Here is a 25,624-nt window from a genome sequence, read left to right on the forward strand (position 1 = left end):
CCTCCTAAAGGCTTTGCGGCAGCAAACACCTTCTTCATAAGTCTGCTTAATCCAGACGTTGATCCAGTTCCAAAATCGTTTGCAGCAGCACGTTCGCCACTTTCTCGATATCTTCCATTCGGCTTTCTTCATCCGGACAATGGCTTTTGCCGCCGATACTCGGGACGAACAGCATGCCGCTTCTCGTAATGGAAGCCATGTGCGTCGCATCGTGTCCGGCCATACTTCCGAGCAGGTACGACGGGTAACCTAGCCGATCTGCCTGCTCCTGACTAACCCTAATGACCGTTTCATCCATCTGGGCAGGATCCTGATCCAGCATCACTATGCGCTTCACCCGCGCATGCCTCGAAACCGTTTGGATCCTTGTTTCCCAAGCGGCGATAGCCTCGCGAATTTCTTCACGGCTTTTACCGCGAATTTCTACGATAAACGAGACTTCCTCGGGAATGATATTGGCCGCGTTAGGCTTAACGGTCATTCTTCCGACCGTGCCGACAACCTCGCTGGCCGGATGCCGGCGGCAAACGTCCTCTAATGCCAATACAATTTCGGATGCGGCTGTCAGAGCGTCGTTCCGGTCTTCCATCAGAGTCGTTCCGGCGTGGTTGGCTTCACCGCTTACGATAACCTCCTCGCGGTATATCCCGGTAATGGCGGTGACCACGCCAACCGGGATATCGCGGTTTAGAAGCCGTTTCCCCTGTTCAATATGAACTTCCATAAAGGCGCTCAATTGCGCTAGGCTAAGAGCGGCGTCTTCGAAACGATCCGGATCTCCCCCGGCGCTGCGCAGCGCTTCTGTCAGCGGTTGGCCCGACGGATTCGTTACGCCGATTATATCCGTCCTCTTGAGCTTGCGGGTCACGGCCCTGCTGCCGAAGGTGGATAATCCGAACGGATTGGGCTCCTCGGCGCTGAATGAAACCAGCTCCAGCGGATGTCGAGTCCGAATGCCATGCTCGTTCAAGAGCTTCATTACCTCAAGGGCTATCAATACGCCGAGTGCGCCATCGTACTTTCCCCCGTTAGGAACCGTATCGATATGCGAGCCAAACGCGATGGATGGAAGCGCCGGTTCTGTACCAGGACGCTTCGCCCAAATATTGGCTGCCTGATCCACCCGCAGCTCCAAAGACAAGGATTCTAGTTCCTGTTTCAGCCAATCCCGGGCTGCTAATTCAGCCGGCGTAAACGTCGTCCGATCAAGTCCGCTAGATTCGTTCTTTCCATATTCAGCCAATGTAAAAATACTGTTCTCCAAACGTGCAGCATTAATTCGAAGCTGCTTGATTTCCAAGTACAACTCCTCCTTGAACCGCGATCTTCCCGTTTTTGATAACCGTATCGACCAAATTGACTGCAAAGTTGTACTGCAGCTTCTGGTAATTCGATGCTTCAAACAGAACAAGATCCGCTTTTTTGCCTACTTCTATGCTGCCGATTTGATCCGCTCTGCCAATAGCATGCGCCGCGTTGATCGTCGCTGCCGTTAACACTTCGGCAGGCGTCATCTTCATCGTCAAGCAGGCTGCATTCATGACAAAGGGCATCGACTGCGTCGGAGAAGAACCGGGGTTGCAATCTGTCGAGAGGGCAATCGCCACTCCCTCCTCAATCATCTTGCGGGCACGCGCCGGCTTCTCCATCAGGAAAAAGGCGGTTGCGGGCAGCAGGACGGCAATTGTCCCGCTCTGTGCAAGCGCCCTGATCCCTTCATCGGACGCCTGCAGTAAATGTTCAGCCGACACTGCCCCTACCTTGGCGGCCAGCTCCGCTCCGCCGAGTTGAACGATTTCATCGGCATGGATTTTCGGTTTCAAGCCGTGTTTTTTTCCGGCTTCCAGAATACGCTCGGACTGCTCGACCGTAAACACGCCTTCCTCGCAAAACACATCGCAAAACTCGGCAAGTCCTTGCGTCGCTGCGCGAGGAATCATTTCTTCAATGACCAGCTTAACATATTGATCCGGTTGTTCTTTATATTCGGCAGGCACCGCATGAGCGCCCATAAAGGTTGATACAATGTCTACCGGATGGATATCGTTCAATTTCCGGGCCGCTTCCAGCTGCTTCAGTTCGTCCTCGGTCGTCAATCCGTATCCGCTTTTGGCTTCCACCGTCGTAACGCCATGTTCAAGCAGACGGTTTAAGCGGACAAGGGATTGTTCGACCAACTCCTCCAGCGTCGCTTCCCTCGTGCTTCGGGTCGAACTGAGAATGCCACCGCCCTGCTTTAAAATATCGATATATTTGACCCCTTGCAGCCGCATTTCGAATTCTTTCTCGCGGCTGCCTGCAAATACAAGATGGGTATGGGGATCGACGAGCCCCGGTGTGACTACTTTGCCCGAGGCGTCAATCGTTGTTACCGGGCCTTCCAGCGAATCCAGGTATTGGGTCGCTTCCAAATCCGGTCCGACAAACGAAATCCGGTCGTCCTCAATGATGACGCTTCCATGCTCGATGATGCCGAGCTCGGACATCTCTTTTCCTTTCTTAGGGGCAAGGCTCGCCCCCTTAACCGTCAAAACCTGCTCAGCCGACTTCACATAAATGACCGTTTTCATCCCTTTTCGTCCCTTTATGCCAACCCGGGAATTTGAATGCCTTTTTCTTTTGCCGTCTGAATCGCCAACTCATAACCCGCGTCAACGTGGCGAACAACTCCCATGCCAGGATCCGTTGTCAATACGCGTTCAAGTCGCTTGGCGGCATCTTCCGTACCGTCTGCAACGACAACCATGCCGGCATGAAGCGAATAACCCATACCTACACCGCCGCCGTGGTGAACGGATACCCAGCTTGCTCCCGCAGCCGTGTTGACGAGCGCGTTCAGAATCGGCCAATCCGCCACCGCATCGCTGCCGTCCTTCATCGCTTCGGTTTCCCGGTTCGGGGAAGCGACCGAGCCTGCATCGAGATGATCGCGTCCGATAACGATCGGAGCTTTCAACTCCCCGGAAGCGACCATTTCATTGATAATTTTGCCGAATTTCGCGCGCTCTCCATATCCGAGCCAACAAATACGTGCAGGGAGGCCCTGAAAGGCAATCTTTTCGCGAGCCATCTTAATCCATTTGCACAAATGCTCGTTATAAGCGAATTCACGCAGAATAACTTCATCCGTTTTGTAAATATCTTCCGGATCTCCGGACAAAGCGACCCAGCGGAAAGGCCCTTTGCCTTCACAAAATTGCGGACGGATATATGCCGGAACAAATCCGGGGAAATGAAATGCATTCGTAACCCCTTCATCAAGCGCGACTTGACGAATGTTATTTCCGTAGTCGAACGCAATCGAACCTCTGCTTTGCATATCAAGCATCGCTTGGACATGAACGGACATGCTGGCTTTCGATTTGCGGACATATGCATCCGCATCTTGCTTCCGCAATGCCTCCCCTTCTTCCATCGTCATTCCGGCCGGCAGATATCCGTTAAGAGGATCGTGGGCGGACGTTTGGTCCGTAATAATGTCGGGAATAAAATTCCGTTTGATCATTTCCGGAAGTATTTCAGCCGCGTTGCCCAGCAAGCCGATTGACAGTGCTTTCCCTGCTGTTTTTGCTTCCACAGCCATAAATATCGCTTCGTCGAGCGATTCGACGAGCACATCGCAATAACGGGTTTCAATCCGTTTCTCGATCCGCGACCGGTCTACATCGATACCGATGACAACGCCATCGTTCATCGTGACCGCGAGCGGCTGCGCCCCGCCCATGCCGCCCAAGCCGGCCGTTACTGTAATCGTTCCTTGCAGCGTTCCGTTAAAATGCTGTCTTGCGCATTCTGCGAACGTTTCATAAGTGCCTTGTACAATTCCTTGGCTGCCGATATATATCCAGCTTCCGGCCGTCATTTGACCGTACATCATCAAGCCTTTTTTATCGAGCTCATGGAATTTATCCCAAGTCGCCCAGGCAGGAACAAGATTGGAATTCGCCAGCAGCACCCGCGGCGCATCTTTATGGGTTTTGAAAATGGCAACCGGTTTTCCCGACTGAACAAGGAGCGTCTCGTCTTCATTCAAATTTTTCAAGGAGGCCACGATACGATCAAATGCTTCCCAGGTTCTCGCCGCTTTGCCGATTCCGCCATAAACGACCAGCTTCTCGGAATGTTCGGCAACCTCCGGATCCAGGTTGTTCATCAGCATCCGAAGCACCGCTTCCTGTACCCATCCTTTTGCTTGCAGTTCAACGCCCCGTTGGGCTCTAATTTCTGTTCGATTTATTGTTGTCATACTTATATTTACCTCCATTAAATCTTTATTTTAAATCAATGTGCCGTATACAATAGCAGTCTGATGATCTAATCGTCCCGCAAAAAGAGTGGGAACCTGAACCGCTAGTGTTCCCTGATTTTCGGATTGCTTCCAAGCGGAAAAATCAGGGAACAAAGCATTGTTCCAGACTGGCTTCTTTAACAGAAAGCTATTAGGCTAACTCAGCCGTTCCTTCGCGCTATGCCTTTTTAAGCAGGCTTATAGAGTGCCTATTGTCGATTCGATTCGTTCCATTGCTTCATCATGCGCGACAAATGCGACCATTCGCTTCAGATCCGGATAAAATACCCGGTCCTCTGTCCATTCCGGCACATGGCTGCGAATCATGTGATGAGCAATCGCCGTTCCGGCACCGAACTGCTTCGGCTTATGAAAATCCAACCCCTGCGCAGCCGACAACAGCTCGATTGCAATCACCTGCGCTGCATTCCCTACCGCTTTCACCGCTTTTATCGCGGCCGGCGTGCCCATACTGACATGATCCTCCTGAAATGCCGATGTTGGAATGGAGTCAACGGAGATTGGATGCGATAATACTTTATTTTCCGCCACTAACGATGCCGCTACATACTGGACAATCATAAACCCGCTGTTCAAACCGCTGTTCTTGACCAGGAAAGCCGGTAATCCGCTGACATGAGGATTAACAAGCCGGTCGATTCGCCGTTCCGAGATATTGGCCAATTCAGTAACGGCCATCGTCAACATGTCCATCGTTAACGCCAGCGGCTCGCCATGAGCATTGCAGGCCGAAATCGGCCGCCCTACTCCCCCGTCATCGAAGATGAGCGGATTGTCGGTTGCGGAGTTTAATTCGATCTCCACCGTTTCAAGCGCATGAGATATTTTATCTCTACAGGCTCCATGCACTTGAGGCATAGAGCGGATGCTTAGCGCATCCTGAATACGCAAATCCTTAGAGCCTTCGCTTATTTCACTGCCGGCGATAAGCCGGCGCAAATTATCAGCAACCTGCCGCTGCCCGCGGAAAGGGCGGACCTGCTGGATCCGTTCATCAAACGCATAATAAGTTCCCTGCAAAGCTTCAAAGCTCATTGCTCCCGCAATATCGGCCCACTTCGATAACTGAATGCTGTCATAGATGGCAAGAGCACTAATTCCAATCATACAGACCGTTCCATTTACCAGATTGAGTCCTTCTTTTTCTTTCAACGTCACGGTTGGAACTCCGGCCGCCCGCATCGCTTCCGATCCAGACAGCAAATTCCCCCTGTAATTAGCCTCGCCAAGCCCAATCAACACAAGTGCGATATGGGCCATATGCGTCAGGTAACCGACTGAACCTTGAGATGGAACGAAAGGCGTTACACCTTCGTTAAGCATTTTTACAAGCGTTTCAACGGTTTCCAAGCGGATACCGGAATACCCTTGCGCGAAATTAATAATGGCTGCAAACATAATGGCGCGCACTTGATCGGTTTCCAGCGGTTCGCCAACGCCGCATGCATGGCTCATCACGACGTTTCGTGAAAGTTGCGCAGCTTCATCCGGCGTCAGACGAACGTTGACCAGGTCGCCAAGTCCGGTTGTAATGCCGTAAACCGGTTTTTGCTCCTCTACGATTTGGTCGACGAAACGACGGCATTTCATGATCTTATTTTTTACTGTTTGGGCTAGTTCTACTTGAGCTGCCTTTCTTGCGACAAGAATGACGTCATCAATACGAAGTGCCGATCCGTCAATAACAATAGTGGTCACATAATCATCTCCCGGGGCAGCTTCATCAACGTTTATAATGAATTCGCCACTTTTTCCTTGGCGGGAGACCACAGCTTCTGCAAATCAGAAAGTGTCACCCTGCCGACTGCATATCCTGCTTCATTCACAACATGGAGAGCTTCCTCACCTTCACGCAGCAAAAGCGTCAATACCGTTTTAAGATCGCTATTTTCGGAAACCGCCGCTTTCTCCGGCTTCATGTAAGGCGCATCCAGTTTTTCCATTACGTCGGTCACATTAATCAGACTAATCTGACGAATCAAATCATGCCCGCCGGTCAAATTTTTAACAAAGTCATTTTTGGGATTGAGCAATATTTCAAGCGGCGTATCATACTGCACGATGTCGCCATCTTTCAAAATAATGATTTTATCGGCCATTCGCAGCGCTTCTTCCACGTCATGCGTCACAAACAAGATCGTTTTATGCAGTTTTTTCTGGATGCTCACCAGCTCATCCTGCAATTTCGTGCGGGTAATGGCGTCGATTGCGCCAAACGGCTCATCCATCAGCATAAACGGCGGATCTGCGGCCAGCGCGCGTGCCAGTCCCACCCGCTGCTGCTGGCCGCCGGACATTTGACGCGGATACCGTTTGCGGTAAACCTTAGGCTCTAAATGGACAAGCTCCAGCAATTCATCGATTCTTGCGCTTATTCTCGCTTTATCCCAGCCAAGCATTTCCGGCACGACGGAAATATTTTGTTCGACAGTCATGTGAGGAAACAAACCGCTTTGCTGGATAACATATCCGATTCTTCTTCTTAAATCATTGAGAGAAACGGATTTCGTATCTTCCCCGTCAATCAATATTTGTCCTTCAGACTGCTCGTACAGTCGGTTAACCATTTTAAGCAGTGTCGTTTTCCCGCATCCGGAGCTTCCGAGCAAGACGATAAATTGTCCCGACTCTACAGTAAAGCTCACATTTTGGATAGCCGGCCTGTTTGAACCCGGATAAGATTTCGATACATTCCGGAACTCTATTCCGCTCATATTCTTCCTCCTAAAGGTTTTGACGAAGTCAAAACCGCTTCGTAAGCATAAGCTAGTTCTTCAGCTTAACGACAAGGTTCATTTACTTGAGCAGACCTTGCTCGGTAAGGAACGTCTTCGCCACATCTTCCGGTTCGATCTTTTCCGGACCGTCCACTTGCCAGTTCAATCCGGCCATAACGTTATCCGTCAGCAGCGCATCCACTTTATTCAAAATGTCGCCGACTTCGGGATGGCTTTTCAGCAGATCCCCGCGGATTTGCGGAGCGGCATGATAAGGAGGCCAAAACCGCTTATCGTCCTGCAATGAAACAAGGTTATAACCTGCGATTTGTCCGTCTGTTCCGAAGCCGATCGTAACGTCGACCTTATGGTCGGTCAATGCTTTATATTTCAACCCGATATCAAACAGTTTGGCTGATTTGAACTGGAAGCCCCCATAAGCTTTCTGAAGTCCCGGCAGTCCGTCAGCACGTTCTCCAAACTCAGGTATTAGCGCAAAATTCAATTCAGGGGCTTTAGCCGCAAGATCCGATAACGTTTTAAGCTGATATTTTTCCGCAACTTCCTTCGTAGTCACCAATACATAGGTATTGTTAAAGGGGGTTTGATTCAATACGTCGATATTCCAGTTCTCCTTGTAACCCTTCTTCACCGCATCATAGACCGCATTCTCATCGTTCAGTACCGAGCCTTTCAAAACGTCCTGCAGAGCTGTTCCGGTATATTCCGGATATAGATCGATGTCACCGTTCTTGAGCGCCTGGAACGCAACATCCGTGCCGCCAAGATTCAGTTTACGTTCGACATTATAGCCATTGGCTTCCAAAACTTGAGCGTAAATTTCCCCGAGAATGAATTGTTCCGTAAAATTTTTCGAACCGATTTTAATGGTGGGCTTACCGCCTTCTGCCGTTTTGTTGCCGGAACTGCCGCAAGCTGCCGCTGTAATGACCAAACAAAGCATGATACCAGTAAGTGAGAGCTTTCTAAAAAGGGATTGCATTCTTAATCTCTCCGTTTCTTTTAATTTTTATCGTTTTTTTGTTAACTGCCAGTTTTTTGTCTTGCAAACTTTTCAAAGCCGCCAAAAATTAAATCCCCTGTAAATGCGATTACGCAAATCGGTATGGCTCCGGCGAGCAGCATGGATGTCTTGGAGAGCGCAATTCCGTTTACGATAAAATCTCCCAGGCCGCCTCCGCCGATAAAAGATGCTAACGCCGCACCCGCAATGACTTCAACGAGCGCCGTCCGAATTCCGGTCAAAATAACCGGTAATGCAAGCGGAAACTCAATTTTCCAAAATATGCGAGCCGGATTCATGCCCATTCCCTGCCCCGCTTCGATGACACTTTTATCCACCTCCTTAAACGCAGTGACCGTGTTAATCAGAATGGTAGGGATGGCAAATACAGCCAATGCAATCAGAGAAGGTAAAAATCCGACGCCGACATACGGCATAAGCAGCGCCAGCACCGCCAAGCTCGGAATAACCTTTCCAAGATACAAAACGTTTAATACGACTAAGGAGGCCCGGTTTCTTTTCGATAAATATACGCCTAAAGGTATGCTGATCAGAATGCTGGCGGATAAGGCAATGAAGCTGAGCAGCAAATGAATTTTCAGCGCTTCCTGAAATACATCTGGCTTGTCCGTAATGACCCGAAGCGTATCTTCCAAAATAGTCAATCTTTCTCCCCCTTCATCTCGTTTTTAAGCTCACTTTCCATTCCAGCAATCGCAGCGATACCTCTGTCGTAACAGCCAGTATGATAACCGCGATCGTACCGGCGATGATTTTACCGGAATTGTCCTGATAAATGCCTTCAAAAATCAATTTCCCAAGTCCTCCCGCATTTATAAACGCGGCGATTGTTGCGGTACCAATCATGGAAATGGCTGCAATGCGAATACCTGCGATAATAACCGGGAGGGCAAGAGGAACTGTAATTTTGCGGAATATTCGCCATTTATCCATTCCCATCCCTTTTGCAGCCTCGAAAATGGAAGGGTCAATCCCTTTTATTCCCGCAACCATGTTCCGCACCAAAATCATTTGGGAATACAAAATTAGCGCAATAACCGCAGGTTTGAGTCCCAAGCCGAATACGGGAATCAAAAAAGAAAACAATGCCAGACTCGGAACGGTGTAAATAATACCGAAAGTCCCAATGACCGGAGCCTGCGATTTCGCAAACTTTGAAATAACAGCCGCAATCGGCACAGCGATACACACCGATAAAAAGAGTGAAATAACAACCAATACGACATGATCAACAAACAGTCCCATTACCTTGTCCAAATTTTTAACTAAATAGTTCATTATCAGCCTCCTGTCTCAAGTCTCAGCTTGAAAAAACTAACCTGACAACATTTCAGATAAAAATGAGCCTTATGTTTATTACCGTCACTAGCGGTGTTCATTTACCTGACATACGATTATAATAATTCCTAACCTCCACACCAACAATGGGTTAAAGTTGCTTATGTCTAGCACAATCTTGCTTCCCGGTAGCTGCTGGGACTGCAGCTCATCATCTTCTTAAACTTTCGGGAAAAATAATTGGCATCCTGAAAACCAACCTGTATGGCGATTTGCTGTACGGTCATTTCGGTCGTTTCTAATAGAAAAGCTGATTTTTCAATACGAATTTTAGTTAAAAAATCAATACAGCTCATACCTGTTTCCTTCTTGAACAGATGCGCAAGATAATACGCATTTACATGGCAATATTCTGCCATTTTTTTCAATGTCAGCTTTTGAGCATGGTTTTCCTTTATATATTTGATGGCAGCACGAATGATCGGTGACGCTTCAAATCCGCCGGCTTGTCCGACTTGTTTGGCAATCTCCCGCCAGTAATCACATAACTTGCTCACAAAATTGTTGTAGCGGACCGTGCCGACCAACGATTGAATGATTCTCGCATTTTCGGATAAAATTTCCGAGGCGTCTCCCCCCATATCAACCGCCAAGCGCGACAGGGACATTATAAGATCGAGCGCTTCGGACTTGAACATATCGACATTAAATTTGTACGAATGAGCCGCCCTTTCCAGCAATATTTTCAGATGATTTACAGATCCTTCCTCATCGCCGATCCGTACCCTTGCCAGCAATTCCATCTTTTCCTCGGGCGTAATCGGATTTGTTAATTTGGGCTCGCGCGCTGTTTCTTGATCAAATTGATAAACGATCCGATTCCCCTGAAAAAACCGGTTGACCATCGATTTCTTGGCCTCTTCATAGGAATGAAAGAGCATATATGGATTATCATAACGCGAGCCAATGCCAACTGATACGGAAAAGCCTTGCGTATCAATAATATTCTGAATTTTCCGGACGATTGACATGGGGCGTTTATCCAGGTTGAGCTGCGGATTATGTGCCTGCTGCAGTTCAAGCAGAACAGCCATAATGCCTTCTTCGGTCCATACCCATAGAAAAGGCTCTGAGATCGATTTGACTATCGCTTGGACTAATGTTCTGCCGATTTCAATTCTCCATTCAATCGGCATCCCTACTGCAAGCTCCGGATAACGGTCGATGGAGACGACCAGAACCGTATTGGGATTTGCATCAATTTCTAGCGCTCTGCGCATATCATCGTAAGCCGCTTCATGTACGAGTGTTCCGGTAATAAGAAGTTGAGCGAACGCAGCTTGCGCAGTTTTGAATGTCATAAGCCTCACCTCTTAAGCAGTTTTTGTGTGTTCATAACGGCAATATTTTATTAAAGGATGCTTTACGTAGAGTATACACAATTCAAAACAAATTCAACGGGTTTCAGAGCAGCACAAACAGACCAACGGCGTCCCGTTGGCCCAGTTACATTCCACTACTCCCCTCTGCTTGCCGCTAATACTGCAGCCTGCATATATCAGCGGTATTAGCCGGCGCCGCTTATTTTACGATCGCTATCGCAAGGCCGTCGTAAGCGGGCAGCATAGCGCCCATCAGGCGCTCATCCGTCGCGATCGCCTCGTTAAAGCTCCGCATCGCCTGCACGGATGGCCCTTCCCGCTTCGGATCGACCACCCTGCCGCGCAGCAGCGTGTTATCGGCGGCAATAACCGCGCCCGGACTTGCAAGCTCGATCGCACGCTCCAAATAGTACGGATAGTTGCCTTTGTCGGCGTCGATAAAAAAGAAATCGAACTTCTCCCCCGCTTCCGCCAGCCGGGCCAAGCTTTCTACCGCGTCGCCGACGATATAATCGACGATGCCGCCGTATCCTGCGGCCGTCATATGCACCATCGCCGTCTGCGCGTAATCCTCCAGCAGCTCAAGCGATGTGAGCCGTCCGCCTTCGCCTAGCCCCCGTGCCAGACAGATGCCGCTGTAGCCCCCAAGGCGCCGATTTCCAGTATCCGTCTCGCTCCGCTCATTCGCACCAGCATCGTAAGCAGTCGGCCGTACCCGGCCGACACCGAAATTTCCGGCATCCCCTTGGCGCGGATTCCCGCTTCGACCCGCATAAGGTCGGGATCCGCCGGATGCAGCCCTTCCGTATATTGTTCAGGTGTCGGTATCGTCATTTATTTTATCTCCTTTATCAGACGTTCAATCCGGGCGAAGCGCTGACCGTTGCGGCTAGCGCGGCTTGGCGAGCGGATTGCGCAGCCTCGCGTGCGGCTAGCCAGCTTATGCGTGCGCTTAGCGACGCTTATTCACGCGCCTAGCACGAGTAAATCGTTCGATTAGCGAAGACTATGCTAGCGCCTAGCCACTGCTAATGCATGCACATGGCGCGGCTTTTGGCTGCGTCTCGCCCGGGTCATATGTAGTCTCTGTGATTCAGCTCTGACAGACTCCCTGCAGCGCCGCCGCCTTGTGTAAGCTCCCGGGTTATCCTATACTTGATTGTATGATTTTCACCGGGGAGTTACAACCGCCGGAATGAAGCGGATGGAGTGAACGATGTGCAGCAATTGGAATTGATCGCGACTTCGCCAATGGGGCTTGAAGCCGTCGTGGCGCGGGAGCTGAAACAATTAGGATATGAGAATGTAAAGACGGAGAACGGACGGGTCACTTTTTTCGGCGGACCGCAGGACATATGCCGGACTAATCTGTGGCTTCGCACCTCGGACAGAGTGCTTGTGAAGATGGGCCAATTCAAAGCGACGACATTTGAGGAGCTGTTTGAAGGCACGAAGGCGCTCGACTGGCCGGACTGGATACCGGGAGATGCAGAATTCCCGGTGGAAGGACGGTCGCACAAGTCACAGCTTTCCAGCGTCCCGGCCTGCCAGAGCATCGTCAAGAAAGCGGTCGTGGAAAAAATGAAGGAGCGCTACGGCACCGAATGGTTTCCCGAAGACGGCGCACGCTTCGTGATTGAAGTCTCGCTGCTGAACGATACGGCGCTGCTTACGCTTGATACGACAGGTCCGAGCCTGCATAAGCGCGGCTACCGCAAGCTGGTTACGGAAGCGCCGCTGAAGGAAACGATGGCCGCGGCGATGGTGCTGCTCAGCCGCTGGCGTCCCGAACGTCCGCTGTACGATCCGTTTTGCGGATCGGGCACGATACCGATCGAGGCGGCCATGATCGGCTGGAATGTGGCGCCGGGGCTGCGCCGCACGTTTAATAGCGAGCAGTGGCCTATTATCGGCGAAGAGCTTTGGGAGCAGGCGCGCGAGGAGGCGTTTGACAGCGTGCGCGACGACATTCCGCTGCAGATCAGCGGCTCCGATATCGATCCGGAGGCGATCGATGTCGCAAATGCGGCACTGGGGAAAGCCGGCTTCGCCAAAGAGATCAAGCTGCGCGTGCTGCCCATTTCCAAAGCAAAGCCGGAAGGACGCTACGGCTGTATCGTGACGAACCCGCCGTACGGCGAGCGGCTCGGCAACGATAAGGAAGCGGAGAAGGCGCTGCGGGAGCTCGGGTTGATGACGGCCATCCTGTCGGACTGGTCGGCATTCGCCCTCAGCCCCAACCGCTCCTTTGAACATTTCTTCGGCAAGCCATCCGATAAGAAACGGAAGCTGTTTAACGGCAGAATCGAGTGCAACCTGTTTCAATATTTAGGCCCGCTTCCGCCGCGCAGTCCCGAGTAGAAAGCAGATAATCCGGCGATTAAGCTTTATGCGTGAATGGAGCTGTCCCGATTGGTTCGAATCGGATGAACATAGGCTTTAATAACCTAGAAACGGGGCCGTCTCATTGCAGCATTCAAACGACGGTACGATGGCGGTGGATGCATTACTTTCGATGATCAGCTTCTCGCTAGGCGTAGGTAGAAGGAAACATCGGGTAAGATTGGACGATGTGCGTTACAAAAAGCAGAAAATAAATAAAAATACGAACGAACCGGCCAAGGATAGCCCTTGATCGGTTCGTTTTTGCTTTTGAAGCTGCCCGAGTATCGCCTCGCCGAGCATTGGAGCTGCGCGCGGTGCAAAAAAATCGCATTATAGCCGATGTTCAATCCGGCTGCTGCAGCAAAAGCCGCGCCGCGAGGCAACCTTTTATGCCGATTACTGTCCTATAATTGGGACCGGAGGCCAGGCCGCAGCGGACGAGTTACGATTGCTGCTGCGTCGCCAGCTGCCAGCTAACGCCGAACCGGTCCTCCACCCTCCCGAACAGCGTTCCCCAAAACATCCGTGCAAGCGGCATTTTTACACTGCCCCCTTCGGACAACGCTTCAAATGCACGTGCCGTTTCTTCGTCGCTCCCAAACTCCAGCGTCAAATCAATGCCATTGCCCCGCTCGACCGACTCCGCATCGGCCAAGTAAAACAGCTGTCCGGCAGCTTGAAGCTGCAGATGCATGACCCGGTCCTTCATGCTTTCCGCGGCTCCCGGCATCTCGCCGAACGTCTTTACGTCGACAATCTCCCCCTGAAGTGCTGCGGCATAAAAAGCCGCCTGCTCACGAGCGTCCTCGGTGAAAATGTAAGGCCGTAAAAGTGCTGCCGCCATAAGTAAGCCCCCTTGGAAAGGAAAAATCATCCAATATCCGAATAGAGATGTGGTCATACTCCGTACATTCAGATGACAAAAAGCGGTTTTAAGCCCGCTCCTAACGCCCGATGCTTAAAACCGCTTTTCGTTTTATTATTCCGTTACCGATGCTTAAAACCGCTATTTCGTTTCACTATTCCATTACTTGAAGCTAATAGCCGCTCTTTCATTTCATTGCTCCGTTTCTTGAAGCGGATCCCGCCCGCCTGACCGGCAAGCTGCGCATTCATCCTTATTTCTTCTTCTTCAGAAACGTCTTCGCTTTCTGGACCGCTTCATCTTCCGTCGGGGCCGTCACATAGCGGCCGTTAATGAAAATGAACGCCTTCTTGGCGCAAGGTCCGCAGTAGGACTTGCAGCCGACGCGAATTTCCGCATCCGGATCAAGCTTCTGAAGCTTAGGCAGCATCGTCTTAATCCGGATATGTTTGCATTTATCACAGATCCGTATATCGTTAGCCATTATGTTCTCCCGTCTTGAGCCGGGCCACCGGTTCCCGGCTGTTAATGATCGCCGTGGTTGCCTTTGGACGGGTTCGTAATCAAGAAGCCCTCGTTCGGCACATACAAGTAATCGATTTTGACGCCGTCCAGAATGTCGACGCCTTTCTCCAGCAGGACGTTAATGTCCTTATCGGTAGCCACCACTTCATCCTTATCCGACGGTTCGTCGATGCCGAGACCGTAATGGGCATGGGTTCCATGAGAGTGGGTTACGTAAACACGAACCATACAGCCTGCATGTTCGGGCTTGTCCAGCTCTTCGCGAAGCTTTTTGGCTGCGTTGCGTGTAATTTTTGCGTTCATTTCAGAAATCCTCCGTTCACCTTATCTATTCGCCGGTCGAGCAAATTGTATTATAGAGACTCCATTAATATAAAAAGGACGCTCCAATCTATTTTAAAGAAATTTCCCGCAAAGTTCAACCGGCACCGGAGCCGTACTTTCGTTCCATTCTGCGGGTAAACCACTCGGCTACAATCATCGTCACCGCGATGTCGTCGAACGGCAGCAGAGGCAGCAAATCCGGCAGCACCCAATACAGCAGCACGGGAACGAGAAAAAGCAGCTTGTCCGCGATCGTAACGCCCGGCGCCGTTATGATTCGGTAAATACGGACAAACACATGTCTCCAGTGGCGGAGCGACAGCAGCTTGCGCATGGATGATCACCCTTTTCGTAAGTCTTATCGTCCCTAGCCTCTCCATTATAACATAACTGCCGCCGCATCCCTTATTTCAGAGAGGCCGCCGCTTTCAACGCTTCCACAAGCAGCGGTTTGATCCGGCTGTAGATCGCTCCCGCCTCTTCGACGGGCAGCGGATTAACGCCCCGCCCCGCTTCAATCGTGAACCCCGGCCGGTTAAACCGCTGAATGAACCAGTCTTTAAAGCCCGCGTCGCTTTCGGTTAGTTTCACCGGGTTATAACCTGAAGCGCCGGCCAAGCGGAGGGCGATGCGTTCGGACACAGGCGGCTCAAGCCCTCGATAATTCCAGTAAATTTCCTCGCCCTGCGTATGAAGCGCGACAACCATATCGAAATTTTCCGCTTCCGTAAAGTCCGCCAGCGCCCGCGCTTCCGGCTCGCTAAGCGGAGCTGAACCGGGATAATCGCGCGGTCCGGGTCCATTCAGTCCTCTGCGGCGGACCTCATCTTCCCAATGCGCGGGGAACTGATCGTTCAAATCGACCCCGTTCAGATTGGCCTTCCAATCGTGGAACGAACCCTCGTGTCCATGCCAGCGCAGAAGATCCGCATATAGCGGTGAAGCGGGATCCGGACCGCTCAGGACGAGCTCTACGCCGTCCGGATTGACCATCGGCACGAGCCATACCTTCACCTGCTTTGCCAGCACTTCAGCCGGCAGCATTTGACCGTGCTGCGCATGTCCCCCAGCTTCCGGCAGCGCCGCCTCCGCAAGCTCATAAGCAAACCGCATTAGCAGAAGCGACGTGATCCATTCGTTCGCATGCACCGAGGCGTTAATTTGCAGCAGCGCCGGGCCGGAGCCGAAGCGGATGGCGCGGATCGGCCTTCCCGCAACGCTGTATCCGATCGTCTTTACTTCCAGAAACGGATTCCGGCGCTGCAAATATTCGACATCGGCTTCAAGACGTTCCGGTCCGTATTGCAGCGAGTCCCATTCCTTGCCGCCAGCTTTACCGGTACCGTGATCCATCGGCACATCCCCCTTTATCGACGTGTATAAGCCCCCAATTATTTCTTGGTCTACGGCCGTATGCAACGCAGGTAACACGCGCTTAGGTGTTATAGTGTATGCGGACAACAAGAAGTCCCATGCGATACGGAATCACCGGCAGCCTCTATATCAAGCAAAAACAGCTATCGCCGTCCCATTTATAGTAGAGATTCGCTTCGCACAGAAATATCAGAGAATATTTGAACAAAAGCCGGACTCCTTCTTCATTAGAGGAGTCCGGCTTTGCCGGCTAACCAATGCGAGGCACCTGCCAAACGACCGGCGTCAGCTCGATCTGCTCCCCCAGCCACTGCTGGGCGATCGCCTTGAACATGCGCGGATCCCCGCTGCAAAAAAACTGGTGAACCGGAACCTCCTCGCCGCCGGACAGCCGGTTGCTTTCATGCAAAATCGTGCTTACTTCGCGCGCCGTTTCGTTGGCGGAGCTGATCAGTTTAACTCCCCGCCCCATCACCTCGGATATCGTTTCATACAGAAACGGGTAATGGGTGCATCCGAGAATTAGCGTATCCATCGGAAGTTCACGAAGATGGCCGATCGAACCGAGAACCGTTTCATAGGTTTCATCCGATCGAAAGTTGCCCTGTTCCACAAGCGGGACAAACTTTGGACAAGCGAGGCTTACGACCTGAATGTTGGGCTTGATTCGTTTAAGCGCCGTCTCATAAGCGTTGCTGCGAATCGTCCCTTCTGTGCCGATAACACCAACGACGCTCGTATGCGACACGTTAATCGCGGCTCTTGCGCCGGGGTTTATGACACCTGCGACCGGAATCGATACGCGGGAACGGATATCCTCAAGAGCGACCGCTGTCGCTGTATTGCAGGCGATAATAATCATTTTCGGTTTAAACTGCATCAAATAGTCGACGATTTCCCGCGTGAAACGCAGCACTTCGTCAGCGGGCCGGGGCCCATAAGGGGTTCGTGCCGTATCACCGAAATAGATGACTTTCTCGCGCGGAAGCTGCCGCATCACTTCTTTGACGACGGTCAACCCGCCTACGCCGGAATCGAGTATGGCTATCGGTCTTTGCACAAACACACCGCTTTCTTGAACAAATTAAGATGAAGATCAGGATAGCATATGAATCCCGATAATAAAACGTACCTTCATATTAGTCCAATTGGGGACAAGGTTCAAGAAAAGAAGGCCTCACGGCTCCGCCCGTAAAAGGCGGCAGCCATGAAGCCTTCGCAGATGTTTAGTTGAATTTCGGCAGCCAGTCGCCGTGCGCCTCGATCAGATCGTCGCACAGAGCGACGATATCGTCGATGGACAGCTCAGCGGCCGTGTGCGGGTCCAGCATAGCGGCATGGTAGATATGTTCCTTGCGTTTCGTAACCGCCGCTTCGAGCGTCAGCAGCTGCGTGTTGATGTTCGTCCGGTTTAGCGCGGCCAGCTGCGGCGGCAAATCTCCGACATAAGTCGGCGTAATGCCGCTGCGGTCCACGAGGCACGGCACTTCGACGCACGCTTCGCGCGGCAGATTCGTAATGAGGCCGGTGTTCATGACGTTGCCGCCGATTTTGAACGGAACGTCGGTCTCGATCGCATCGAGAATGTAGGACGCGTATTCATGGGAACGGGTATGCTCCAAATTTTTGTTTTCGACCAGCTCGTCGCGCATTTTTGTCCATCTCTCAATTTGGTCGACGCAGCGGCGCGGATATTCATCAAGTGGAATGTTGAATTTCTCGATCAGCTCCGGATAATTGCGCTTAATGAAATACGGGTGGTACTCCGCATTGTGCTCGGAAGATTCCGTCACATAGTAGCCGAAGCGGAACATCAGCTCGTAGCGGACCATGTCCCAATGCTTGCCTTCCTCCTGCTTTTGCCGTGCGCGGCGCTTGATTTCCGGATACAGATCGACTCCGTCCTTCGACACTTCGAGCAGCCAGGCCATATGGTTAATGCCGGCGATTCTCGCTTTGACGCCTTCCTTATCGATGCCAAGCGAATCAAATAGGCCCGGAATGCAGTGCTGCACGCTGTGGCAGAGCCCGACGGTGTTTACTCCTGCGTACGTATTCATATAGTTGGTCAGTACGGCCATCGGATTCGTATAGTTTAAGAACAGCGCATCCGGACACACTTCCCGGATATCGGCAGCGAACTCATCCAGCACCGGAATGGTGCGCAGGTTGCGGAAAATGCCGCCGATGCCGAGCGTATCGGCAATCGTCTGACGAAGGCCGTACTTCTTCGGTACTTCAAAATCGGTAATCGTACACGGATCATAACCGCCGACCTGAATGGCGTTGATGACATATTTGGCACCGCGCAGCGCTTCCTTGCGGTCCGAATAAGATTTGATTCGGCAGCTGCTGCCGGACGTCTCACGAATATTGTTCAGCATAATTTCCGAATCGCGCAGACGCTCCGGATTAATATCGAACAGCGCGATTTCGAATTCTTGGAGCGACGGGGTCAGCATGCAGTCACCCAGTACATTTTTAGCAAACACCGTGCTTCCTGCACCTAGAAAAACAATTTTACTCAAGATGAATACCCTCCCGGTTCGTGGTTGATAGTTTGTAATATAAGGTTTTTCTTCTTACACTATAAAATACCGGGGACAAAACTGGCTATGGAAGGATGCCATTTAAACATGGACATTTGTCGTTTTTTCGTATACTCTGAAAATTAATGGAAGGGCTGCATAAACGTTTCGGCTGCGCATGTTGATCCGGCCCTTTGCAGCTAACAACGGAAAGGAGCGTGCCGATGTTGGAATTTCCGGAGCATTACGAGTTTAGAGTTCACATTAATCCGGTCCGGGGCGGGGAATCGGAACTAAATCTGCTGTTCAGCGGCGCGGCCAGTCCCCATCCGCTGCACCGGATCGGGCCGGCAATTCACGATTATATCCTGATCCACACCGTCGTGTCCGGATACGGAAGCTTTGAAACCGGGAACCGCAAATACCGGATAAGCAGCGGCGACACGTTCGTCATTTTTCCAAACGTGCTGTTCAGTTACGAAGCGGACGGGAAGCAGCCGTGGACGTATCTTTGGGTCGCCGTTCAAGGACGCTCCGCAATGAAGCTGCTCGCCGCCGCAGGCATTGGGCCCGACCAGCCGGTGTTCGGCGGGGCCGAGCCGGGCAAACTGGCTGTCATTTACGGATCGATCAGGAGTAGCTTGGACAATTATGCGTCCGATCCGCTGGCCGATCTGGAATCCGGCGGCTGGCTGCGGGTGCTGCTGGGTGAATTCGGACGGTTAAATGCAGGCAGCCTGCCGCCATCCGCCTCTTTGGTGACCGAAGCGGAAAAAGCTGTCGAGCAGACGGCCCGTTGGCTGCAGACCCAGTATGTGCAGCCGATTTCCGTCGAGCAGATGGCCCATTCGCTCGGCTATCACCGGACGCATCTTAGCAAAATTTTTCGCAGGATCACCGGATTGTCCCCCATGCAGTATTTGCTGCAAATCCGGATGGAACGAGCGAAGGAGCTGCTTCATACCGGACTTACGATTGAGCAGGTAGCGGCTTCTTCCGGCTATCCCGATCCGCTCTACTTTTCCCGCCAGTTCCGAAAAGCTACGGGACTGTCCCCGACGGATTACCGGCGATCATTGTCCGGCTCCGCCGGGAGCGCGCAAAACGTTAAACCCGGCAGCGATCTCCAACAAAAATAAGTTGCCAAGTTGATGATGCCGGCGGCTGGTATAAAATACAAAGAACCCCCTGACGTCTGTTGGAATGTCAGGGGGTTCAACGTTTCAGCCGGTCCGGCCAGCCGAACGCGGTTCAAGCAGCAGCAGCGCTTTATACGTTAGCCGAGCTTGTCTTATCCGCTATTATGGAATGCACAGCGGCTTCATTTTACAAGATGATTAAACCTGTTGAATTTTAATGAGGTTCGTTGTGCCGCTTGTGCCGCTCGGTACGCCAAACGAAATAACGACATAATCGCCTTCGTTCAACAGACCGGTCTTGCTGCCGCCCACAATCGCCGATTGCAGCATTTCATCGGTTGAGCTTGCTTTCTCTCCCAGCACCGGAATGACGCCGCGCAGAAGGCAAAGCTTCGCCAATACTTTTTCATTCGGCGTAATGGCAATAATCGGCGCTTGCGGACGGTATTTCGATACCATACGAGGCGTATATCCGCCTTCGGTCGGCGTCAGGATCGCCTTGGCGCCAAGGTCGAGCGAGGAGCTGACCGCCGCCTGGCTGATCACCTCTGTCGTGGTCGTCGTATGCAGCGAGCGTCTTCCGCGGAACTGGGCTTTAGCATCGATCATCGACTCGGCTTTAACCGCGATGCTTGCCATCCGCTGCACCGATTCGACCGGATATTTCCCTGCAGCCGTCTCGCCGGAAAGCATGATCGAGTCGGTACCTTGCAGCACCGCGTTGGCAACGTCGCTGACTTCCGCCCGGGTCGGACGCGGGTTAACCTGCATCGACTCCAGCATGTGCGTGGCCACGATAACCGGTTTGCCCGCCAAGTTGCACTTGGAGATCATTTCCTGCTGCAGCGCCGGAACGTCCTCCACCGGAATTTCAACGCCCAAATCTCCGCGCGCGACCATAATGCCGTCCGAAGCCTGGATAATCGCATCGAGATTGTCTACGCCTTCCTGATTTTCGATCTTGGAAATAATTTGGATATGGGCGCCGCCGTTATCCTCCAGCAATTGGCGGATTTCCATAATGTCTTCGGCTTTGCGCACAAAAGAAGCGGCAATAATGTCGATTCCCTGCTCAATGCCGAAATGGATATGACGGACGTCCCGCTCCGTTACGCCAGGCAGCGAAGTGCGGATACCCGGCAGATTGACGCCTTTGCGCGGTTTCACCGTACCGCCGTTAATGATTTCGCAGTGAACTTCAGTAGCGGATACGCTGTTCACGCGCAGCTCAATCAAGCCGTCGTCGATCAAGATCGTATTGCCTACGGCTACATCTTTAGGCAGTCCTTTATAGTTTACGGAAATGCGCTCCGCATCCCCTTCGATTTCTTCCGTTGTCAGCACAAGCGTCCCGCCCTGTTTCAATACGCAGGAAGCTTCTTTCAGCTTTCCGATCCGAACTTCCGGCCCTTTAATGTCAAGCAGCACCGGCACGAAAATTCCGGTCTCCTTGGATGCTTGGCGGACTCTGCGAATCCGCTCCGCATGATCCTCCAGCTCGCCGTGAGCCATATTGAGACGGGCAACGTTCATGCCGGCCTCCATAAGCTGCTTCAATACCGGAATCGATTCGCTGGATGGTCCCAGTGTACATACAATTTTCGTTTTACGCATGTTGCTTCCTCCTTGATTACGTTCATCATGGCTTCTAAATTTCTTTCATAGGCTGATCCTATTGTACTGCTGTTATGTACAAACCGCGATGAAATATAGTATGGTAAATGTACTATAGTACGATTAATGGAGGCCGATATGCTGACCCGATGGAAAATCGCAAAAGAGCAAGGAATGGACTGGTATGAGGAGAGAAGCGCGGAAATTCCTTCCGATCAAACCGACCTGTCGGGCCAGCTCGTGCTCGTCTCTTACGGCACTTGCGTCTATTGGATCGACAACGAAAAAGTAATTGCCGAGCGCGGAGATCTGCTGTTTATCCCCTCCACCTGCGCTTATTACGGCAAGAGCGTGCCTACGGTCGTCCACGAGAAATATACGGCCGAATTTTCCTTGCCCCGGATTTCTCCGGAAGTCCACGATGTGCAGCCGACCGGCAACCCGGGAAATAAGCCGCCTGACGTGCCTTACGCGGATGCATGGTTCAAGCGCAAGGCGGGCATGTACGATCTCATATTGGAACGGTTTAAAATTTTGCAGGCGGAGTTTCAGGAGCAAGGTCCCTATTATGAAATGCGCGGCTGCGCATTGTTGATGGAAATTATGGCGCTGTTCAACCGCGAGCTTCAGCGCGGTCCGCACGTGCCTAACAAGATCAAGCAGGTCGACCGGATGAAATCGTACATCGCATCCCATTACCGGGAAAAAGTAACCAAAGAGGATCTGGGGGCGGCGATCGGCAGAAGTCCCAATCATGCGGCGATGCTGTTCAAAGAAGTGACGGGACAAACGATCAGCGGTTACGTGCATGCCGTCCGGATGAAAACGGGGCTGTACCTGCTTACGGAATCGCTGCTGAACGTGGGGGAAATTTCCCGCTATTTGGGGTATCAAGACGTTTCTTATTTTCAAAAAATGTTCAGGCGAATCAACGGCCGCACACCGTCCGATTATTTGAAGGAACGGTCATAAACGCCGTCTTTTATCCCGTCACGCACAGACTTCAGCCCCCTTCGGACGCAGGCCAAAGAGGGCTGAAGATGATGTCAAATACCGGGCGTCTCTTTATCCTTGCTGTCCGTGCTGCCGCTTTCTGTCGCGTCAGTCTCATCGGAGATGGCGGCTGCTTTGTCAACGACTGTAATTTCCTCCGAAGTCTCAGCCTTCCCGCTTTTGTCGCGCCATTCCTTGACGGAGTTGATAACGGTGTCCGCAGCTCCCTTCGCCTTACCGGCGAACTTCCCTGCAGCATCGCTCGCTTTTTTTGCTCCTTCGGCAATGTCGCCACGCAGCTCGCGGCCGGATTTGGCCGCCAGCAGCAGCGATGCCGCCGATGCCAGCAGCCCCCCCGCGAGTACACCCCACACAAAGTTATTTTTCTTTTCTTTTACTTTTGTCATTATTAGTCGCTCCTTTCGTTGTCGGTGTGCCTTCCTTCCGTACCGGATGGTGAGGACTTTGCCCGCTCGAGCCGTTTGCTCTGCAGAAACTGCCAGGCGGTCAAGCCCGCTTCGGCGATGCCGATCGCTTCCCCGATCTGGCGGCGGTACTTGCCGGCCGCCCGCTGCGCTTCCCGCGAGGCCGACTCCGCCGTCTCGGATACGGCATCCGCGAGCTTACTGGCGGCGGCGGATGTCCGCTCGGCGGCTGTGCCGATCGAGCCGGCTGCCGAGAGCAGCGGCTCGAGCCGCTGCAGCTGCGTTTCCGCCGTGCGCAGCGTTTTGGCCGCCGGCTCCACGAGCCCGCCCGCTTCGGCAGCCAAAACCCGCAGCTCGGCAAGCGCCGCTTCCGCGGCAGTGCGAACGGCTGCGGCTGCCGCGACTGCTCTGCGCAGCGCGATCAGCAGCCCTGCGCATGCAGCGGTTATGGCGAGCGCCGCGACGGCAGCGCTAACGGCGAGGACCGTAACGTTGTTCACCGCTTCCCCCTCCATCCGGTTTGGACGATAGCCCATTTTTCTACTGACAGTATAAGCAGGATGGGCTTGGCTTGACACAACTATCTGCAAAAAAAAGACCGTCAGATTCCCCGGTTCATCCGGCTCCTCTAACGGTCGCATTCCAACGCTTTCGCTTTAATCGTATACGTGCATCTTGTGCCGCCCTTGGCCAAACATTCCCGTCGCTCCACATCCGCCTCCAGCAGCGACTCAAACAGCGATAGCTCGCAATTGCAGGCCTGCTGATACGTATCGGCCACCTGAGAGATCGGGCAGTTATACTCATGCAGCTCATAGCTGCCTGCCGCCTTCTCCTCCAGCACCGCCATATATCCCGCGGCGTTCTGGATCTCGGCCAGCTCCGCGACGCGCTCGCGGAGCGGCCTGCCGTCCATTCTCGGTTTATAGCGTCCGAGCAGCTTGTGCTCGCGCCCCTTGAACATGAGCTCAATCGCAGCTTCGTCCTTCGCGGCCGCCTCTCCAAGCAAATCAAGGGCGAGTGCGGCATAATTTTTCGGAAACAGTTCGCCTGATTGCTCCGTCAGCCCGTACCGGTGAACCGGCCTTCCGGTTCCTTGTCTGAGCGGCTGCATCCGGACATGCCCGTCCCGCTCCAGAGCGTACAAATGCCGGCGAACCGCCATTTCCGTCAAACCGAGCTGCTGCGACAAGTCGGCCGCACTCTTCGTTCCGCCGATCTTGAGCAAGTTCAAGATCGCTCTTCGGGTCGCTCCTTCTTCTCTGGACATTGTCATAGCTCACGCTCCAAATACCGCTCGACCTCATCGCGGAACTGAACCAGCAGCGGCCCCAGCCGCGCTGTCAGCGGATGCAGCTCCCGGCGCCGCCAAGCGTAATACTCCTGAACGAGCGGCCTCCGCAGCGCTACAAGCAGCAGGAGCGGCTCGGCCAAATCGCTGCCGATTACGCCCTCGTCGCGAATGATTTCAATAATGTCTGAGTAGCTGCTGGCGTCGCGCATCAAGAAGCCGTCGATCAAACAGCTGCCGACATCCGTCACGCTTTCAATGGCCAGATGCAGCGCCCGCTCCTGGGCAAGCCCTTGAAGCAAGGTGCCGTCCCATTCCCGGGAGAGGTGCTCAAACGCATCGACCGTCTCGGGAATCGCCGCGAGCCGCTGCATGATTTGCTCCCGGTTTACGTAATACATTCCGTTATGCGCCTGCCTTTAGGAATTCTTTTTTTTCGCCTTGCGTTTCAGCCAAACGATCATAACAATACTGCTGGTGAAGAATACGAACAGATACGTAATCAGCTGATAGAAGTCTTCACCCATCGCGGCATCTCCTTAAACTTCGTAGTCGACGCTAACCGACGACTCGCGGACTTCCGCCATATGGGCAATCACTTTTTGATGAACGGGGTGAACGGTATATTCGCCCAGCGCTTCCAGCGAATCGAATTTGGACACCAGCGCAATGTCGTAGGAACGTTCGGAATGAACAACGTCGGTGCCCACTTCCAAATAGCGCAGCACATCGATTTTGCCTTCCATATCCCGAAGAACGGCAGCGGTGCGCGCCACGCTTTCAGGGCTGCGGTCTTTTAACCGAAAGAATACAATATGGGTAATCATAAGTTCGCTCCTTTAAACAGGTTGAACAACCGGGGTTAGGCGCCGCCTATTCGGACGACTTCTCCTTTTGTCACATCATACCCCAAGCTGCCGGATTCGGCAATTGTAAAGAACGGCCTGCAGCCGCAATCGTTCGTCCCGGAAAAAGGGAAAAAGACGCTTCGCAATCGCGATAAGCGTCTCATTAGGCAAAGATTTCCTTATTGAAAGCGATTACTGAACAATGAGCACCGATTTCATATCCGCGTGTCCGATGCCGCACATGACGGAGCAGACCATTTCGTAACTTCCCGGCTCTTCAAATGTAATTTCCATTTCCATCTTGTCTTCCTTCAGGTCGATGCCCAGGTCGGGGATGGCCAGACCGTGGCTGCCGCTTTTGTTGACCAGGACGAGCTTGTACTTTTGTCCCGCTTTCACCGTATATTCCTTTTTGTCGAACACGAAGTCTTTGGAGGCGCTTACTTTTAACAGTTCGACTCCCGCCTCTAAGCCTGCCGTTTCGTCCTCCGGCTTCTGTGGAAGTCCGAAAGTCAGCAAGTAAAGGCTCAGCACGGAGGCAGCGAGCAGAACGACAAGCATCAACCACTTGTGCATGGAGAG

27 protein-coding genes and 1 pseudogene are annotated in these 25,624 nt (G+C 52.4%); 3 read left to right on the forward strand and 25 right to left on the reverse strand.

Annotation, left to right across the window (positions count from 1 at the left end; genetic code table 11):
* Nucleotides 1-46: 46 nt before the first annotated feature.
* From VN24_RS00580 to VN24_RS00625, 10 genes and pseudogenes are all read right to left on the reverse strand, one after another.
* Complete coding sequence (locus tag VN24_RS00580; protein ID WP_338012212.1) at nucleotides 47-1,300, reverse strand: Zn-dependent hydrolase; 1,254 nt, start codon at nucleotides 1,298-1,300, stop codon at nucleotides 47-49.
* Nucleotides 1,275-2,570, reverse strand: a complete 1,296-nt coding sequence (hutI, locus tag VN24_RS00585) for an imidazolonepropionase (RefSeq protein ID WP_045668832.1) — start codon at nucleotides 2,568-2,570, stop codon at nucleotides 1,275-1,277. The genes VN24_RS00580 and hutI overlap by 26 nt, the downstream gene beginning before the upstream one ends.
* 14 nt (nucleotides 2,571-2,584) lie before the next feature.
* Nucleotides 2,585-4,246, reverse strand: coding sequence for a urocanate hydratase (hutU, locus tag VN24_RS00590; protein WP_045668833.1), 1,662 nt, complete (start codon nucleotides 4,244-4,246; stop codon nucleotides 2,585-2,587).
* A 240-nt stretch (nucleotides 4,247-4,486) separates the two neighbouring features.
* On the reverse strand, nucleotides 4,487-6,007 hold the full coding sequence (gene hutH, locus VN24_RS00595; protein WP_045668834.1) for a histidine ammonia-lyase: 1,521 nt from the start codon (nucleotides 6,005-6,007) through the stop codon (nucleotides 4,487-4,489).
* A gap of 32 nt (nucleotides 6,008-6,039) precedes the next feature.
* The gene (locus tag VN24_RS00600) at nucleotides 6,040-7,023 is read right to left on the reverse strand and encodes an ABC transporter ATP-binding protein (protein WP_045668835.1); all 984 of its coding nucleotides are present in this window, start codon (nucleotides 7,021-7,023) and stop codon (nucleotides 6,040-6,042) included.
* Between the two features lie 82 nt (nucleotides 7,024-7,105).
* Nucleotides 7,106-8,029 (reverse strand): ABC transporter substrate-binding protein, encoded by a 924-nt coding sequence (locus VN24_RS00605; RefSeq protein ID WP_045668836.1) that lies wholly within the window; start codon nucleotides 8,027-8,029, stop codon nucleotides 7,106-7,108.
* 41 nt (nucleotides 8,030-8,070) lie between these two features.
* On the reverse strand, nucleotides 8,071-8,715 hold the full coding sequence (locus tag VN24_RS00610) for an ABC transporter permease (RefSeq protein WP_052702715.1): 645 nt from the start codon (nucleotides 8,713-8,715) through the stop codon (nucleotides 8,071-8,073).
* Nucleotides 8,716-8,728: 13 nt separating this feature from the next.
* Nucleotides 8,729-9,349, reverse strand: coding sequence for an ABC transporter permease (locus tag VN24_RS00615; RefSeq protein ID WP_045668837.1), 621 nt, complete (start codon nucleotides 9,347-9,349; stop codon nucleotides 8,729-8,731).
* 167 nt (nucleotides 9,350-9,516) lie between these two features.
* Nucleotides 9,517-10,710, reverse strand: coding sequence for a helix-turn-helix domain-containing protein (locus VN24_RS00620; protein WP_045668838.1), 1,194 nt, complete (start codon nucleotides 10,708-10,710; stop codon nucleotides 9,517-9,519).
* 220 nt (nucleotides 10,711-10,930) lie between these two features.
* Nucleotides 10,931-11,565: pseudogene (locus VN24_RS00625) on the reverse strand (O-methyltransferase).
* Between the two features lie 384 nt (nucleotides 11,566-11,949).
* Between VN24_RS00625 and VN24_RS00630 the strand changes: the two are divergent.
* Nucleotides 11,950-13,092 (forward strand): THUMP domain-containing class I SAM-dependent RNA methyltransferase, encoded by a 1,143-nt coding sequence (locus VN24_RS00630; protein ID WP_045668839.1) that lies wholly within the window; start codon nucleotides 11,950-11,952, stop codon nucleotides 13,090-13,092.
* 466 nt (nucleotides 13,093-13,558) lie between these two features.
* Here VN24_RS00630 and VN24_RS00635 read toward each other — a convergent pair whose 3' ends face one another.
* From VN24_RS00635 to melA, 7 genes are all read right to left on the reverse strand, one after another.
* Nucleotides 13,559-13,960 (reverse strand): VOC family protein, encoded by a 402-nt coding sequence (locus VN24_RS00635; RefSeq protein ID WP_045668840.1) that lies wholly within the window; start codon nucleotides 13,958-13,960, stop codon nucleotides 13,559-13,561.
* Between the two features lie 274 nt (nucleotides 13,961-14,234).
* Complete coding sequence (locus tag VN24_RS00640) at nucleotides 14,235-14,465, reverse strand: YuzB family protein (RefSeq protein WP_045668841.1); 231 nt, start codon at nucleotides 14,463-14,465, stop codon at nucleotides 14,235-14,237.
* A 41-nt stretch (nucleotides 14,466-14,506) separates the two neighbouring features.
* Entirely contained in the window at nucleotides 14,507-14,809 is a 303-nt protein-coding gene (locus VN24_RS00645) for a heme biosynthesis protein HemY (protein ID WP_045668842.1), read from the reverse strand.
* A 115-nt stretch (nucleotides 14,810-14,924) separates the two neighbouring features.
* Complete coding sequence (locus VN24_RS00650) at nucleotides 14,925-15,164, reverse strand: hypothetical protein (RefSeq protein ID WP_045668843.1); 240 nt, start codon at nucleotides 15,162-15,164, stop codon at nucleotides 14,925-14,927.
* Between the two features lie 71 nt (nucleotides 15,165-15,235).
* On the reverse strand, nucleotides 15,236-16,183 hold the full coding sequence (locus VN24_RS00655) for a M14 family metallopeptidase (RefSeq protein WP_045668844.1): 948 nt from the start codon (nucleotides 16,181-16,183) through the stop codon (nucleotides 15,236-15,238).
* A gap of 271 nt (nucleotides 16,184-16,454) precedes the next feature.
* Nucleotides 16,455-17,264: a glutamate racemase gene (gene racE / locus VN24_RS00660; RefSeq protein ID WP_045668845.1), complete on the reverse strand. Its 810-nt coding sequence runs from the start codon at nucleotides 17,262-17,264 to the stop codon at nucleotides 16,455-16,457.
* A 166-nt stretch (nucleotides 17,265-17,430) separates the two neighbouring features.
* On the reverse strand, nucleotides 17,431-18,732 hold the full coding sequence (gene melA / locus VN24_RS00665) for an alpha-glucosidase/alpha-galactosidase (RefSeq protein ID WP_045668846.1): 1,302 nt from the start codon (nucleotides 18,730-18,732) through the stop codon (nucleotides 17,431-17,433).
* 224 nt (nucleotides 18,733-18,956) lie between these two features.
* On the opposite strand from melA, the gene VN24_RS00670 reads away from it, so the two are divergent.
* A complete protein-coding gene (locus VN24_RS00670; protein WP_045668847.1) occupies nucleotides 18,957-19,871 on the forward strand; it encodes a helix-turn-helix transcriptional regulator in 915 nt (304 codons plus the stop codon).
* 198 nt (nucleotides 19,872-20,069) lie between these two features.
* Here VN24_RS00670 and pyk read toward each other — a convergent pair whose 3' ends face one another.
* Nucleotides 20,070-21,485 (reverse strand): pyruvate kinase, encoded by a 1,416-nt coding sequence (pyk, locus tag VN24_RS00675; protein ID WP_045668848.1) that lies wholly within the window; start codon nucleotides 21,483-21,485, stop codon nucleotides 20,070-20,072.
* A gap of 138 nt (nucleotides 21,486-21,623) precedes the next feature.
* On the opposite strand from pyk, the gene VN24_RS00680 reads away from it, so the two are divergent.
* Complete coding sequence (locus VN24_RS00680; protein ID WP_045668849.1) at nucleotides 21,624-22,457, forward strand: helix-turn-helix domain-containing protein; 834 nt, start codon at nucleotides 21,624-21,626, stop codon at nucleotides 22,455-22,457.
* Between the two features lie 74 nt (nucleotides 22,458-22,531).
* On the opposite strand, the gene VN24_RS26105 is transcribed toward VN24_RS00680, so the two are convergent.
* The 7 genes from VN24_RS26105 to VN24_RS00710 all read right to left on the reverse strand — a co-directional run bounded on the left by VN24_RS26105 (nucleotide 22,532) and on the right by VN24_RS00710 (nucleotide 25,618).
* Nucleotides 22,532-22,885 carry a YtxH domain-containing protein gene (locus tag VN24_RS26105; protein WP_052702716.1) on the reverse strand — a complete coding sequence of 118 codons (354 nt, stop codon included), beginning with the start codon at nucleotides 22,883-22,885 and terminating at the stop codon, nucleotides 22,532-22,534.
* A 2-nt stretch (nucleotides 22,886-22,887) separates the two neighbouring features.
* Entirely contained in the window at nucleotides 22,888-23,403 is a 516-nt protein-coding gene (locus VN24_RS00690) for a hypothetical protein (protein ID WP_045668850.1), read from the reverse strand.
* Between the two features lie 128 nt (nucleotides 23,404-23,531).
* Complete coding sequence (locus VN24_RS00695) at nucleotides 23,532-24,179, reverse strand: helix-turn-helix transcriptional regulator (RefSeq protein WP_338012213.1); 648 nt, start codon at nucleotides 24,177-24,179, stop codon at nucleotides 23,532-23,534.
* Nucleotides 24,176-24,595 carry a DUF86 domain-containing protein gene (locus VN24_RS00700; RefSeq protein ID WP_045668851.1) on the reverse strand — a complete coding sequence of 140 codons (420 nt, stop codon included), beginning with the start codon at nucleotides 24,593-24,595 and terminating at the stop codon, nucleotides 24,176-24,178. Before VN24_RS00700 ends, VN24_RS00695 begins: the two co-directional genes overlap by 4 nt.
* Before the next feature lie 138 nt (nucleotides 24,596-24,733).
* Complete coding sequence (locus VN24_RS00705; protein WP_045668852.1) at nucleotides 24,734-25,021, reverse strand: Dabb family protein; 288 nt, start codon at nucleotides 25,019-25,021, stop codon at nucleotides 24,734-24,736.
* A gap of 35 nt (nucleotides 25,022-25,056) precedes the next feature.
* Complete coding sequence (locus tag VN24_RS27550) at nucleotides 25,057-25,206, reverse strand: hypothetical protein (protein WP_158453628.1); 150 nt, start codon at nucleotides 25,204-25,206, stop codon at nucleotides 25,057-25,059.
* A 28-nt stretch (nucleotides 25,207-25,234) separates the two neighbouring features.
* The gene (locus tag VN24_RS00710; RefSeq protein WP_045668853.1) at nucleotides 25,235-25,618 is read right to left on the reverse strand and encodes a cupredoxin domain-containing protein; all 384 of its coding nucleotides are present in this window, start codon (nucleotides 25,616-25,618) and stop codon (nucleotides 25,235-25,237) included.
* Nucleotides 25,619-25,624 lie beyond the last annotated feature (6 nt).

The organism is Paenibacillus beijingensis (genome assembly GCF_000961095.1).
In the GTDB taxonomy this organism is placed as follows: domain Bacteria; phylum Bacillota; class Bacilli; order Paenibacillales; family Paenibacillaceae; genus Paenibacillus_O; species Paenibacillus_O beijingensis.

Bases quoted from the DNA above. Each gene is read 5' to 3' on its own strand.
- VN24_RS27550 (WP_158453628.1), bottom strand. From the start codon at position 25,206: ATGAGACGCTTATCGCGATTGCGAAGCGTCTTTTTCCCTTTTTCCGGG.
- VN24_RS00650 (WP_045668843.1), bottom strand. From the start codon at position 15,164: ATGCGCAAGCTGCTGTCGCTCCGCCACTGGAGACATGTGTTTGTCCGT.
- VN24_RS00600 (WP_045668835.1), bottom strand. From the start codon at position 7,023: ATGAGCGGAATAGAGTTCCGGAATGTATCGAAATCTTATCCGGGTTCA.
- VN24_RS00680 (WP_045668849.1), top strand. From the start codon at position 21,624: ATGCTGACCCGATGGAAAATCGCAAAAGAGCAAGGAATGGACTGGTAT.
- hutU (WP_045668833.1), bottom strand. From the start codon at position 4,246: ATGACAACAATAAATCGAACAGAAATTAGAGCCCAACGGGGCGTTGAA.
- VN24_RS26105 (WP_052702716.1), bottom strand. From the start codon at position 22,885: ATGACAAAAGTAAAAGAAAAGAAAAATAACTTTGTGTGGGGTGTACTC.
- VN24_RS00670 (WP_045668847.1), top strand. From the start codon at position 18,957: ATGTTGGAATTTCCGGAGCATTACGAGTTTAGAGTTCACATTAATCCG.
- VN24_RS00645 (WP_045668842.1), bottom strand. From the start codon at position 14,809: ATGAACGCAAAAATTACACGCAACGCAGCCAAAAAGCTTCGCGAAGAG.
- VN24_RS00620 (WP_045668838.1), bottom strand. From the start codon at position 10,710: ATGACATTCAAAACTGCGCAAGCTGCGTTCGCTCAACTTCTTATTACC.
- VN24_RS00700 (WP_045668851.1), bottom strand. From the start codon at position 24,595: ATGTATTACGTAAACCGGGAGCAAATCATGCAGCGGCTCGCGGCGATT.
- pyk (WP_045668848.1), bottom strand. From the start codon at position 21,485: ATGCGTAAAACGAAAATTGTATGTACACTGGGACCATCCAGCGAATCG.
- VN24_RS00695 (WP_338012213.1), bottom strand. From the start codon at position 24,179: ATGACAATGTCCAGAGAAGAAGGAGCGACCCGAAGAGCGATCTTGAAC.
- VN24_RS00605 (WP_045668836.1), bottom strand. From the start codon at position 8,029: ATGCAATCCCTTTTTAGAAAGCTCTCACTTACTGGTATCATGCTTTGT.
- VN24_RS00705 (WP_045668852.1), bottom strand. From the start codon at position 25,021: ATGATTACCCATATTGTATTCTTTCGGTTAAAAGACCGCAGCCCTGAA.
- VN24_RS00640 (WP_045668841.1), bottom strand. From the start codon at position 14,465: ATGGCTAACGATATACGGATCTGTGATAAATGCAAACATATCCGGATT.
- VN24_RS00655 (WP_045668844.1), bottom strand. From the start codon at position 16,183: ATGGATCACGGTACCGGTAAAGCTGGCGGCAAGGAATGGGACTCGCTG.
- VN24_RS00635 (WP_045668840.1), bottom strand. From the start codon at position 13,960: ATGGCGGCAGCACTTTTACGGCCTTACATTTTCACCGAGGACGCTCGT.
- VN24_RS00615 (WP_045668837.1), bottom strand. From the start codon at position 9,349: ATGAACTATTTAGTTAAAAATTTGGACAAGGTAATGGGACTGTTTGTT.
- hutI (WP_045668832.1), bottom strand. From the start codon at position 2,570: ATGAAAACGGTCATTTATGTGAAGTCGGCTGAGCAGGTTTTGACGGTT.
- VN24_RS00710 (WP_045668853.1), bottom strand. From the start codon at position 25,618: ATGCACAAGTGGTTGATGCTTGTCGTTCTGCTCGCTGCCTCCGTGCTG.